This window comes from Halomonas sp. KM007, assembly GCF_050709225.1.
In the GTDB taxonomy this organism is placed as follows: Bacteria; Pseudomonadota; Gammaproteobacteria; order Pseudomonadales; family Halomonadaceae; genus Vreelandella; species Vreelandella hamiltonii.
The window spans coordinates 855516-868148 of sequence record NZ_CP136131.1 but is presented as its reverse complement, the minus strand read 5'-3'; the positions used below and the strand labels follow the sequence as shown (position 1 = coordinate 868148).

12 protein-coding genes are annotated in these 12633 nt (G+C 60.5%); 7 read left to right on the top strand and 5 right to left on the bottom strand.

Going from position 1 to position 12633, the window contains the following annotated elements; all coding sequences use genetic code 11:
• Positions 1–61 precede the first annotated feature (61 nt).
• Both RVM27_RS04055 and RVM27_RS04050 read left to right on the top strand, forming a co-directional pair.
• Positions 62–1228, top strand: a complete 1167-nt coding sequence (locus tag RVM27_RS04055; RefSeq protein ID WP_498957416.1) for an ABC transporter substrate-binding protein — start codon at positions 62–64, stop codon at positions 1226–1228.
• Positions 1229–1284: 56 nt separating this feature from the next.
• The gene (locus RVM27_RS04050; RefSeq protein WP_498957415.1) at positions 1285–3414 is read left to right on the top strand and encodes a methyl-accepting chemotaxis protein; all 2130 of its coding nucleotides are present in this window, start codon (positions 1285–1287) and stop codon (positions 3412–3414) included.
• Between the two features lie 189 nt (positions 3415–3603).
• On the opposite strand, the gene RVM27_RS04045 is transcribed toward RVM27_RS04050, so the two are convergent.
• On the bottom strand, positions 3604–3747 hold the full coding sequence (locus tag RVM27_RS04045) for a hypothetical protein (protein WP_498957414.1): 144 nt from the start codon (positions 3745–3747) through the stop codon (positions 3604–3606).
• Between the two features lie 106 nt (positions 3748–3853).
• On the opposite strand from RVM27_RS04045, the gene RVM27_RS04040 reads away from it, so the two are divergent.
• Positions 3854–4234, top strand: coding sequence for a hypothetical protein (locus RVM27_RS04040; protein WP_498957413.1), 381 nt, complete (start codon positions 3854–3856; stop codon positions 4232–4234).
• Position 4235: 1 nt separating this feature from the next.
• On the opposite strand, the gene RVM27_RS04035 is transcribed toward RVM27_RS04040, so the two are convergent.
• Positions 4236–4448: a DUF3820 family protein gene (locus tag RVM27_RS04035; protein WP_287804433.1), complete on the bottom strand. Its 213-nt coding sequence runs from the start codon at positions 4446–4448 to the stop codon at positions 4236–4238.
• Between the two features lie 146 nt (positions 4449–4594).
• On the opposite strand from RVM27_RS04035, the gene mqo reads away from it, so the two are divergent.
• Positions 4595–6283, top strand: coding sequence for a malate:quinone oxidoreductase (gene mqo / locus RVM27_RS04030; RefSeq protein ID WP_498957412.1), 1689 nt, complete (start codon positions 4595–4597; stop codon positions 6281–6283).
• 68 nt (positions 6284–6351) lie between these two features.
• Here mqo and RVM27_RS04025 read toward each other — a convergent pair whose 3' ends face one another.
• On the bottom strand, positions 6352–7218 hold the full coding sequence (locus RVM27_RS04025; RefSeq protein WP_498957411.1) for a LysR family transcriptional regulator: 867 nt from the start codon (positions 7216–7218) through the stop codon (positions 6352–6354).
• Positions 7219–7354: 136 nt separating this feature from the next.
• Between RVM27_RS04025 and RVM27_RS04020 the strand changes: the two genes are divergently transcribed.
• Positions 7355–7780 carry a VOC family protein gene (locus RVM27_RS04020; protein WP_081135203.1) on the top strand — a complete coding sequence of 142 codons (426 nt, stop codon included), beginning with the start codon at positions 7355–7357 and terminating at the stop codon, positions 7778–7780.
• Between the two features lie 29 nt (positions 7781–7809).
• Here RVM27_RS04020 and RVM27_RS04015 read toward each other — a convergent pair whose 3' ends face one another.
• On the bottom strand, positions 7810–8703 hold the full coding sequence (locus tag RVM27_RS04015) for an AraC family transcriptional regulator (RefSeq protein WP_016916473.1): 894 nt from the start codon (positions 8701–8703) through the stop codon (positions 7810–7812).
• Between the two features lie 197 nt (positions 8704–8900).
• On the opposite strand from RVM27_RS04015, the gene RVM27_RS04010 reads away from it, so the two are divergent.
• On the top strand, positions 8901–9962 hold the full coding sequence (locus RVM27_RS04010; RefSeq protein WP_498957410.1) for an NAD(P)-dependent alcohol dehydrogenase: 1062 nt from the start codon (positions 8901–8903) through the stop codon (positions 9960–9962).
• A gap of 167 nt (positions 9963–10129) precedes the next feature.
• Positions 10130–11791: a methyl-accepting chemotaxis protein gene (locus tag RVM27_RS04005; RefSeq protein WP_498957409.1), complete on the top strand. Its 1662-nt coding sequence runs from the start codon at positions 10130–10132 to the stop codon at positions 11789–11791.
• Between the two features lie 68 nt (positions 11792–11859).
• Here RVM27_RS04005 and RVM27_RS04000 read toward each other — a convergent pair whose 3' ends face one another.
• Positions 11860–12627, bottom strand: a complete 768-nt coding sequence (locus tag RVM27_RS04000; protein ID WP_498957408.1) for a class I SAM-dependent methyltransferase — start codon at positions 12625–12627, stop codon at positions 11860–11862.
• Between the last annotated feature and the right edge of the window lie 6 nt (positions 12628–12633).

Here is a 12633-nt window from a genome sequence, read left to right as displayed (position 1 = left end):
GGTGACTAAAGTCGTAGCGGTTTGTGCCGATATTTGTCCAATGCACCCTGAGGATAAAGCAATGCACAAAATGAGAACGTGGCTTCTGGTAGCGGGCTTACTCACTTCCCCGCTTTCTCTGGCGGAGCTCAAGGTGGGTATCGTGGCACCGTTGAGCGGTGCAGCGGCTCCCTTGGGCACGGGTATGCAGCAGGGTATCGAGGCTTATTTTGCCAAAGTAAATGCCGAAGGTGGCGTCAACGGGCAGTCGCTGGTACTGCAAGCCTTCGACGATCAATACTCGCCGTTGCCCGCCGCCGCGCATACGCGGCAGCTGGTCAGTGACAGCTCCTTGCTGGCGGCCATCGGTAACGTCGGCACGCCCACTGCCGCCGTGACCATCCCCATTCATAACCAGCACAACACGCTGCTGTACGGCGCCTTTACTGGCGCTGGCATTTTGCGCCGTTCGCCCCCCGACCGCTATGTGATCAACTACCGGGCAAGCTATGTGCAGGAAACCGCGGCCATGGTGGCGGGGCTATTGGAAGCAGGAATCCAGCCCGAAGAGATTGCCTTTTTCACGCAGAACGACAGCTTTGGTGATGCAGGTTACAATGGCGCGCTGCGCGCCTTGCACGAAGAGGGCTTTACCGACACCTCACAGCTGGCCCACGGCCGTTTTACACGCGGTACCCGCAATGTTCACCAAGGGCTGGCAACCATTCTTCAGGCCCCTGTCGTGCCTCGTGCGGTGATCATTGTCGGCACCTTTGGCCCCGCTGCCGATTTTATCCGCGAAGCGCGTCAGGACCTGCCGGATAGCGTGTTTCTGAACGTCTCTTTCGTGGGTAGCCAAGCCCTGCTGGAGGCGCTGGGGCCACTGGCCGAAGGGGTGATCGTGACTCAGGTCGTGCCACCACTGGATGCTGACCTGCCAGCGGTAGAAGAGTACCGCCAGGCGTTGGCAGCGCATGTGCCCGGCAGCGAGCCGGATTTCATCTCCCTGGAGGGGTATCTGGCTGCCAAGCTGTTCGTGGAAGGGGTGAAAACCGCCGGAGAAAATCCGAACCGGCAAGCCATCGTGGAAGGCTTGCTGGGATTGGGCACCATCGATATTGGCGTAGGTGAGCCGCTGACCCTGGGGGAAGGAGACCATCAGGCCAGCGATGCCGTGTGGGCCACGGTCATTCGCAACGGACAGTTCGAGCTGGTCGATTGGATGAGCGTCGCAGCATCATTTGAATAGTATAACCACTGACACAGCGAATACCCCTGATGAAAAAGACGATAAGCATACGAGCCATGCTCATTAGCCTATTCGCTGCCGCCGTTCTGGGCGCGATGGTATTGGCGGGCACCGGCTGGATGACGAATCAGCGGCTGATCAACGTTCAACACCTCATCACCAGCGATGTACTTCCTTTGCAGGATGCCAGCCGCAGCATGGTATTGACCATGGGCGCGTTTGGTCAGCGTCATGCCGACCTGCTGGCGGCCGACAGCGAGGCGGCCCTTGACGGCGTGACCTCGCGCAGCGCGTTGAACGAACGCTTTGCACGTGCGCGAGACGGATTGGAGCGCAGCAGCCAATCGGCGTTGTCGAATCAGCTCAGTGCACTGGACACTCACTACCAGAGCTTGCTAGCGGGTGATGAAACACTGGAAGAAGTACGCAGTGAAGCCTTGAATCTCTCGGCACAAATGGTCTCCCAGCTGCAACAAATGCAGACCGCCATCACCACGGTCATGCACAGTGCCGAAGACATCGCCGGTCGCACGGCGCTGGCGCAGGTGCGTGAAGAGCGCCGTCAGCGTGAGCTAATGGAAGCCTGGCGTGAGGAGGGTACGACCTCGCTACCGACCCAACTGCTGGACACCATGTTCGCTCCTCGGGTGGACATTGGACGGCTGAGCGGCAATGCCCGCATGGCCGTGGCGACGCTCTCCGACCTTGGGCGCCAGATGATGCAGGTGGAGAGCGTGGATGCGCTGGTCAACCTGCGTACCAATGAGATTGCCCAGCAGGTAACCCTGGCACGCCAGTCGCTGGCCGCCATCGCGGAGGCGCCGAGTACTACCGTCGAACAGCGTGCGCTAATCGGTGAGCTGGACTCGGTGATTGCCGACCTGAACGCGCTGATGGTGGAAGATTCCAACTCCGTTTACGCATTGCGTCAACAGCAGCTTGCCCAACGGGAGCAGGTACAGGCGGCTCTCACGAACGTTGCGCAAGCGTCCAACGAGATGCGCAACGTGCTGAACGATATCGAAACCTACACCGTCGAGCGTGCCGCCAGTGCCAGCAGTGAAGCGGAAACGCTGGCCAACGCCGGGCGCACGCTGCTGGTACTGGTCACGCTGGGCGTCATCGGCGTGCTGGCCATTTTTGGTTGGCGCACGATGGTGCGGGTACTGGGTCCGTTGATCGCCATGCGCCGCCAAATGGAAAGCATCAGCGGTGCTGCGGGTGAAAATGCCGACCTCTCCATGCGTCTGGCCCTGGCCCACAATGATGAAGCCGGGCAAACCGCCCAGGCCTTCAATCAGATGATGGACACCTTCGAAGCTATGGTGGCACAGATCCGCGAAAGCGCCGAAGCCATTGCTTCCAGCAGCCGCCAGATCGCCGCAGGTAACGAGAACCTGTCACAGCGTACTGACCAGCAGGCGGCTTCGTTGGCAGAAACCGCGTCCAGCCTCGAACAGATTACCGCCACGGTCAAACAGACGGCGGACTACGCCGACCAGGCCAAAGATGCCAGCACCAACGTTGATGGGCGGGCTCGCTCAGCCGGGGATGTGGCCCAGCGTACCACTGCAGCCATGAGCGACATCCGCCAGGCCAGCGAGAAAATTACTTCGATCATCAAGGCCATCGACGATATCGCCTTCCAGACCAACCTGCTGGCCCTCAATGCGTCGGTCGAGGCAGCCCGCGCGGGAGAACAAGGGCGTGGGTTTGCGGTGGTCGCCCAGGAAGTGCGCAAGCTAGCGGGGCGTAGTGCCGAAGAGGCTGCCCAGATTCGCCATCTGGTCGATGACAGCGTGCAAAAAGTCAGTGAAGGTGAGCAGTTGGTGACGGCCTCCAGCCAGCACCTGCAAGAGATCATCGACAGCCTCAGCGAGGTCACCCGTTATGTGACCGAGATCGCCGATGCCACCAAAGAGCAGTCGGCCGGCATCGATCAAATCAATCAGGCGATTTCGCAACTGGATCAGGTGACCCATCAGAACGCACGGCTGGTGCAGGAAGCCTCCGCGGCAAGCCACACGCTGGATGAGCGTGCGGGGGACATGCACTCCCTGGTCAGCCGCTTCCAGGTGAGCCACGATGCCGGGCGTCAGCCTGCGGCGCTGCCCTCTCAGTCATTGTCTCAGTCACCGTCCCAGTCTCGACGACATGCTCAATCACAGCCCGCTCGCTTGAAATAAGCGCTTCTCCATCCACCTCACCTTCCCTCGACAGCGAACGCCCCGGCGTTCGCTGTTTGCCTCTCAATCGGTTGAACTTTGCTGCACTTGCCTACACTGATAACTGCCGCTAGTACAGTAACGGCATCGCCCGCTACTTGCAGCGGCTGAATTCGAGGGTAGGCGGCTTGCTGCTGCCTTGCCGTGGCATCACCGGGGTAGTCGACGGCATTTGGGGCGGCCTCGCATGGCCACGGCCGCCAACAGCGCCACCAGGCTCAGCCAGACCAGCGCGCTGGGCCAGCGGCTTTTGTTGCGTGTACGGCTGAATGTTCTTGTGAATGCTCTGGTCATACCTTTCCCCTTGGAAACATGACGTCTCTGCCCAGCATAGCCAGCGATGTGGTAGCGTGGCCACTTTTCCCGCCTGACCCAAGATGCCGCCATGAGGGACGCCTCCATGCACTCACCCAGACACTCTTCATCGGAGGTGACCGCCACCCAGGCAACGGCTTTGCTCGCCTGCCGAGTGCGCGCGCTGCTCGAGCAAGCGCCTCGGCAGGCCCTGCCCATGACCTATCAGCAAGTGGCGGCTGCCCTGGGGCTCACCCCGCCGGGCACCATTGCGCAAGTGGCCAATGCGCTTGAATGGCTCATGGAAGAGGACGTGGTGGCAGGGCGGCCCCTGGTCGCGGCGCTGGTCATCAGTCGGCGTGGCGAAGATCGTCCGGCCAGCGGGTTTTTCGAAAAGGCCGTGGCGCTGGGTCGCTTTCCGCAGGACCCCGCGACCCACGCGGAGCACTACCTGGCCGAGCGCGAGGGGGCCATGAATCTTCGTTGACTCACGCCTTGCGCAGCAGGTCGAGCAGGCCACTCAGGCCGTTATGGTCGATTTCGTGCATCAAGTGCAGCAGCTGGCCAATCTCCCCGGAAGGGAAGCCTTCTCGCGCAAACCAGTTGAGATAGGGACCAGGCAGGTCGGCGATGATCCATCCTTCGTATTTGCCGAAGGGCATTTTGCGTGAGACCAGCTTTTCGAGGTCTTCGGGTTTCATTCGGTAATTCCTTTCATTCTCATTTAAGCGTTCTTTTATGTTTCCGCGCCCACGGTTTTTTGTTAGACTTTCGTCGACAATCACCCCCCTCGACGCTGGGCGCTCACTGCTCCGGCACGTCATTTCTGTATCGTCAGGGACATGACATGCAAAAACGTTTAAGTCTTTTACTCTGCTCGCCGCTGCTGGCGCTAGCAGCAATGCCCGTTTCGGCCGATGAACCGGTCGATGTCCTGCTGATCGGTGGCGGCATCATGAGCGCTACGCTGGGCACCTATCTCCAGGAGCTGGAGCCGGAGTGGAGCATACACCTCTACGAGCGATTGAATGAAGTCGCCGCTGAAAGCTCCAACGGCTGGAACAACGCCGGTACCGGACACTCGGCTTTCTGCGAAATGAACTACACCCCTGAACAGTCGGACGGCAGTGTGGCCATCGACCGTGCGGTCAACGTGACCGAGCAGTTCGAGGTGTCTCGCCAGTTCTGGGCGCACCAGGTGGACCGTGGCATGCTCGGCGAGCCCGGCTCGTTCATCAGCACCTCTCCGCATTTAAGCCTGGTATGGGGCGAAGACGACGTGGCGTTCCTGCGCGAGCGTCACGCTACCATGGTACAGAACCCGCTCTACGCCGGTATGGAGTACTCCGAGGATTGGCAGGAGCTGGCCGAGTGGATGCCGCTGGTCATGGCCGGTCGTGAGGACGACGGCACCCCGGTGGCAGCAACGCGCATGCAGATGGGCACCGAGGTGAACTACGGTGCGCAAACGCGCCAGATGATCGAATCTCTGGCCCAGAGCGACAACTTCACGCTGGGTCTGAACAGTGAAGTGCGTGGTTTCGAGCGCAATGACGACGATACCTGGCAGGTCCGTATCGCCGACTTGACCAGCGGTGATGAGTTCACCGTGGATGCACGCTTCGTCTTCATCGGTGCGGGAGGTGCGGCGCTGCCGCTGCTGCAGGAAACCGGTATTCCTGAAGTAGAGGGCTACGGCGGCTTCCCGGTGGGTGGCCAGTTCCTCTACACCACCAACCCGGATGTCGTGTCTCAGCATCTGGTGAAAGTGTATGGCAAGGCCGGTGAAGGCTCACCGCCGATGTCGGTACCCCACCTGGATATCCGCTATCTGGACGGTGAACCCGCGCTGTTCTTCGGCCCGTTTGCCACCTTCTCCAGCAAGTTCCTGAAAGAAGGTTCCTGGACCGACCTGTTCGGCTCCATGACGCTGAACAATACCTGGCCGATGATGCAGGTCGGAGTCGATAACTTTGACCTCGTGCGCTATCTGGTCAGCCAGGTGATGATGTCGGAAGAAGACCGTTTCGAAGCGCTGCAGGACTTCTACCCGGAAGCCAACCCCGAAGATTGGTCGCTGTGGACAGCGGGCCAGCGCGTGCAGATCATCCGCAACGATGAAGAGCAGGGCGGCGTGCTGCAGTTTGGTACCGAAATCATCAGCTCTGCCGATGGCAGCATGGCTGCGCTGCTGGGCGCTTCGCCGGGCGCTTCCACCGCTCCGTCGATCATGCTGAACCTGCTGGGTCGTGTGTTCCCCGAACAGGTGGCCACCGAAGAGTGGCAGTCTACCCTGACCGCCATCGTGCCGTCCTACGGCCAGAAACTGGCGGAAAACCCGGAGCTGCTGCGTGATGTGCGCGCCTATACGGCACAAACCCTGCAGCTTGACGAGCCCATGAACCTGCAGGCGGGCGATGCCGTCGAGGCAAGTGACGTCGAAGACGCCGCTGACGAGGCGGAGCAGGACGCCGAACCCGCTGACGAAGCGGAAGCTCAGGACAGCGAGCAAGAAGCAGAGGTGACACAGGCGTAAGCAGGACGCCTGAAGTTCGGCCTATACAACGCCAGCCTTCGGGCTGGCGTTGTGCGTTTCGTTCATGGCTATGCGGCGTATTCCACCAACAGGGCGATCAGAGCGCGGGCTGCCTCGTGGCCAGGTTGATCGCCTCGATATACCACCCCGATATCCCGGTGAAAGGTGTGCTCACCGAGGCTGACTGCCCTGATGCCGCTGGGCCAGTGGTCAAGGGCACGAGGCTCTGGTACCAGCGCGACGCCCACGCCGTTGGCCACCAGCCGAACGATGGCATCCAGTTCATCGACTTCACACACATCGCGCACCTGGCAGTGCTGATCGCGCAAGAAGCGCTCGACCTGCCGCCCCCCAAAGGATGTCCGGTCGTAACGCACGAACGGATGACGCTCCAGCAATGCTCGCCAATCGCTCCCTGACCAGTCCTGTGGTACCAACAGGCGAAAGGGTTCATGGGCCAGTGGCTGCCAGCGCAGGTCGCTGTGCAGCGAGAAAGGCGGCCGAATGATCACGGCCATATCGAGCTCTCCTGCGTCCACCTGGCTCATCAGCCCCAGTGACAGCCCAGGGACTACCTGGCTGCGGCAGTGAGGAAAGTGGCGGTGAAAATGTGCCAGCACGTCCGGCAGCAGCGTACGTTGATACGAGGCAATGGCGCCTAGCGTGATGAGCGTGCCGGGGGCCTGGTCGGTGCCCGCAGCCCCCAGCGTTCGGTACAGCGCCAGCAGGGCGCGGGCTTGCTGCAGGGTGGCCTGACCTTGCGAGGTGAGGACGGCATTGCGACCGCTGCGCTCGAACAGTGTGACCCCCAGTTCCGCTTCCAGGCGCTTCATCTGGGCGCTGACGGCCGCCTGCGTCAGCCCGGTCTGCTGCCCGGCAGCGGCAAAAGTGCCGTGCTGGGCCACGGCCACCAGTGTTTTTAGCTCACGAATCATTCATCGGTCACTCATCAATATTTTTTGTGAGTTTATCAAAAAACAATTGATTTTATTTTTGCATGGCCGCTTTTAGGATGGCTGAACTAACCATAAACGCAGCACATCGCGGCATACCCGATAACAGGAGCTTCTCATGAGCCTTTCCCCTTTCCACTTGGCAATCCCCGTTTACGATGTGCCGCTGGCACGCGCTTTCTACAACGATGTCTTTGGTCTGGAAGAGGGGCGCTCCAGTGACCACTGGGTGGATTTCAACTTCTTTGGCCACCAGCTGGTGATTCACGAGCATCCCAAGACGCCTGGGCAGGAAAGCGCGCATACCAACCCGGTGGATGGCCACAATGTGCCGGTACCGCATTTTGGTGTCATCCTGGAGTGGGATGAGTGGGAAACGCTGGCCGAGCGCCTGAAAGCCCGCGATACCGATTTCGTGATCGAGCCCTATATCCGCTTCAAGGGAGAAGTGGGTGAACAGGCCACCATGTTCCTGCTCGACCCCTGCGGCAATGCGCTGGAGTTCAAGGCGTTCAAGGACAAGAGCCAGATTTTTGCCAAATAAGCGCACTTGGGTCGCCGACAGGGCGCTTGTCAGGCGCCCATGGCCTGCTCCTGTCGGCGATGCTGTAGCGGTGGCTCGCCAAAGTAACGCTTATAGTCGCGGCTGAACTGAGGCACGCTGCGGTAGCCGACGGCCAGGGCGGTCTGGTTGACGTTATGGCGGTCCTGCCGCAATAGCTGCTGAGCCTTCAATAGCCGCAGCCGCTTCACGTACTGCGCTGGGGAAGCCCGGGTGATCTGCTTGAAGTGCTGATGAAAGGTCGAGACGCTCATGTTGGCCTGCTGGGCCAGCTGTTCCACCGAAAACGGATCGGCAAAATGAGCATGCAGGTGGGAAAGCACCTGCACGATTCTCGCATAGTGGCCATGGCCGCTGACCAGCGCGCGTAGCGCTTGCCCCTGCTCCCCCTTGAGCGCTTCGAACACCACATCACGTATACGCGCTGCCCCCATGATGCGGCACTCCACTTCGTCGTGCAGGGTGTGAGCAAGCCGCAGAACCGCAGCCTGCATGCCTTCGTTCATGGCCACCGAGGCCATGGGTCTGGGGGTTTTTACGAGCGGCCCTTGTTCGCCCATGGCGGTGACCAGCTCGTTGAGCAGCGCGGGGTCCAGAGAGACCGAAATACCCAGCAGCGGCGCCTCTTCGGAGCCGTGTGTTTCGCACTCGAAAGGCAGCGGCAGGGTCTGAACGAGATAGTGTCCAGGGTTGTAGTGAATCTCGCGGTCACCCAGGTAACCGATCTTTCGCCCTTGGGCAATGATCGTCAGCCCCGGTTCGTACATGAGCGGGGTGCGCGGCTGATGCCGTTTCAGGTACAGCAGGCTGACCCGTGGCAGAGCCGAGGCGTTCATTCCTTCCCGTCGAATCAAGGGAAAAAGGCACTGAGCGAGGGCGTTGCCCGCAGCGGTGTTGGTGGCCATGGGGGCTCCATAGGCGAGACTGTCATCAGTTCGTTTAGGACAATTGTGACTTTTTTGCGCGCGTTTTTGTTATTTTATTACGCCTTTATGGAGAAATAGGCAAAAAAATCGGAGCTTCGTTCATCGCTAACCGCGGCGGTACGGCCAATAATGGAGACTTCTCTCGCATGGGCGGGATGCCTTACCAAGGAGTTTCCATGAGCCAGGCAAAATCGTACGCCGCGTTTTCCGCAGACAAACCCCTCGCGCCGTTTACCTTTGAACGTCGTTCGCCCCGTGCCGACGACGTTGCCATCGAAATTCTCTACTGTGGCGTATGCCACAGTGACCTGCACTTTGCGCGTAACGACTGGGGCATGAGCCAATACCCCGTCGTGCCCGGCCACGAGATCGTCGGCCGCGTGACCGCCGTGGGCAGCGACGTCAGCCGCTTCCAGGTAGGCGATCTGGTAGGGGTGGGCTGTATGGTCGATTCCTGCCGCACCTGTTCGGCCTGCCAGGAGGGCGTAGAGCAATACTGCCTGGAAGGCTTCACCATGACCTACGGTAGCCCCGACCGTCAGGACGGCACCCTGACCCAGGGCGGCTATTCCGATGCCATCGTGGTGAGCGAGCATTTCGTGCTCAAGATGCCTGACGGTATCGATCTGGCCTCGGCAGCGCCTATCCTGTGCGCCGGTATCACTACCTACTCACCGCTGAAGCATTTCGGGGTAAGTAAAGGGCACAAGATCGGGGTGATTGGCATGGGTGGCCTGGGCCATATGGGCGTGAAGCTGGCCAAGGCGCTGGGCGCAGAAGTCACGGTATTTACCCGTTCCGACGCCAAGGTAGAGGAAGCCAAGCGAAACGGTGCTGACCACGTGGTGGTATCCAGCGACCCGGCGCAAATGGAGGCCGTGGCAGAAACCTACGACTTCATGCTGGATACCGTGCCGGTACAGCATGACCTCAACCCCTATCTGGCCGCGCTCAAGTACAACGGGACGCATATCATCGTCGGGCTGCTGGAGCCCATCGAGCCGACCATCGAAGCGTTCAATCTGGTCTTCAAACGCCGCGTGGTGGCTGGTTCACTGATCGGCGGGATTGCCGAAACGGAAGAGCTTTTGCAGCTGTGTGCCGACCAGAACATCACCTGTGATATCGAAATGCTGAATATCAACGACATCAATGAAGGTTTCGAGCGCATGGAAAAAGGTGACGTGCGTTACCGCTTCGTGATCGATATGGCCACGTTGAAGAACACACCCGCTTAAGTGGCCTTCGCTGGATACAGCCCGCTCCTGTTGGAGTGGGTTTTTTTGTTTATCGCATAGATGAAAATGGTTGATACATAAGTCGTAGAGGTGCCGTTTTTTCACGTAGATTGTTTTACTCTGCGCTTGAGCAGCGCCATAACAAATAAGCACAAGGGAACTCACTCATGAAGCATCTCTCGATAAAATGGAGCCTGACGGCTGCCCTCGCGGTGCTGGTGGTGATGATCGGCCTGATTAGCGGGCTGGGCTTTTATGCCAATACCAACAGCGGTCAGGCACTTGCCGAAATCAACAATACCAATGTCAGGCTGGTCAATCTGGCCAACCGAATGCAGGTCAATGCCTTACGGGCGCAGACCTTTCTCGACCGCGCTGCCAGCTTCAGTACCATGGGCAATCCTGAAAGAGGTCAGGAAAGCCAAGGGCAGGCAGTGGAGGCCACGCAGATCGCGCAACAGTACTTCGAGGAGTTCTCCTCTGTGGGGGTGGCCCCGGAAAGTGAGCTTTCCCGCTACCGAGATGCGGTGGCCGAGGCTTATCAAGCCTTTGTGGTGGAAGGCTTGGAGCCCTTGTTGAATGCGCCGCCTTTCCAGATCCAGCGCCGCCAGGCGGAGCTGGGCGAGCATAGCGCGCGTCTGGATACGGCGATGAGCGATTTTGTGGCCTATACCGAATCTCGTGGTCAGCAGGTGATGCAACAGGTTGAGCGAGTCGCGACCTGGGTAGGTGCCATCGCCATTGGTCTACTGCTGTTTTCACTGTTGGCGGCGCTGGTCATTCGTATTGCCATGGTGCGCGGGGTGGTTACGCCGCTGCGCCAGGCGCTGGACCACTTTGCGCGCATTGCCGACGGCGACCTGACCGGGCGTATCGAAGACCGCGGCCGTAACGAGATTGGCCAGCTGTTCATTGGGCTGGCCGCCATGCAGGAAAAGCTCAGAACGCTGGTCCTCTCGTTGCGCAGCAGCAGTGAACACGTCTACAGCGGGGCCAGCGAGATTTCCTCCGGCAGCCAGGACCTCTCCTCGCGTACCGAGCAGCAGGCCGCCGCGCTTCAGCAAACGGCTTCCAGCATGGAGCAGATGGCGACCACGGTGGGCACCAATGCGGATATCGCCCAGCAGGCCGACCAGCTCTCCGTGGCGGCATCGCAGTCGGCAGAGCTGAGTGGCGACGAGGTCGAGCGAACCGTGCAACTGATGCGGGATATTGCGGCCAGCGCCGACAGGGTGAACGACATCATTGGCGTGATCGACTCGATTGCCTTCCAGACCAATATCCTGGCGCTCAATGCCTCCGTGGAAGCGGCCCGAGCCGGTGAGCAGGGGCGCGGCTTTGCCGTGGTGGCCAGCGAGGTGCGTTCTCTCGCTACCCGCAGTGCCGAGTCGGCCAAGGAGATTCGCGGCCTCATCGAGCAAACCACGACGCAAATCACCAGCGGTGCCAGTCAGGCCGAGCGCAGCGGGCAAACCATCCATCAGACGGTGGACGCCATTCGTCAGGTCACCACGCTGGTGGGTGAAATTTCCACGGCAACCCGTGAACAGAGAGGAGGGATCGAGCAGATCAATGCGGCGTTGACCGAAATGGATTCGGTGACCCAGCAGAACGCGGCGCTTGTGCAGGAAACCAGCGCGGCGGCCACGGCCCTGGAGGGCCAGGCCAGCGGTCTGGCAGAACTGATCTCCACCTTCCGGCTGGCTGCTGGCGAGCAATTGTCGCCTGCGCCGCAGGAGACAGCGCCCGCTCTTGGGCGACAAGCACCCGCCCCGATGCCCAAAGCCAAGTCTACCCAGACACAGCAGGACGAGTGGGACGAGTTCTAAAAAGGAAGGTCCAAGGAAGGTTACAGGACGCCCCCTGAGCGCACGACGTGCTCAGGGCGCGTTTTCTTTCAGGCGTGGGCCACCACGCGTAGGCGCACGTAGTCGGCGGTCCAGTTGCCGCGACCATCGCTCAGGCTATGCGCCAGCAGGTTGACCGCATTATCGAACACGGCATCTTTCAGATCATCATCCAGGCCGTGGAAGAACGGACTGGCAAAGGTGTCCAGCCAGTTGGCCATGCCCTTGGGCAGCGGCGTAGGGCGCGGGATGAGCTCGATGCTGTCGATACGAAAGCCCACGGTTTGCAGCAGGTTGGCGTACTCCTCTGCCGTCGGGAAATACCACGGGTGACGCCCTTTGGAGCTGATACCACGGAACTGCAGCGAAGCAATCAGCGCGGTGCAGATGGCCGCCACGTTACCGTGCCCACCAAACTCGGCCACAAAGCGCCCCCCAGGCTTGAGGGCTCGCTTGACGCCTGCCAACACGGCCTGAGGGTCGAGCATCCAGTGCAGGGCGGCATTGCTGAAAACCGCATCGAACTCGTGGTCGAAGGGCAGTTGGTGGCCATCGACAATTCTGGCCGTCACGCCGCGCTGCTGCGCCGCCGCGACCATTTCCGCCGACGCATCGACGCCCAGCACGTCAGCGCCCAGCTGCATGATGCGCTCGCTCAATACGCCATCACCGCAGCCCAGATCCAGAATGCGCTCACCCGGCTGAGGGGCGAGCAGCTTCAGCACCTCGTGGCCCAGCTTGGGCACGAAAGATGCGTTTTCCGCGTACTGGCTAGCATTCCATGCTTGCCCAGGCGGGGTATGTGAGGCGTTTGTCATGGCGGT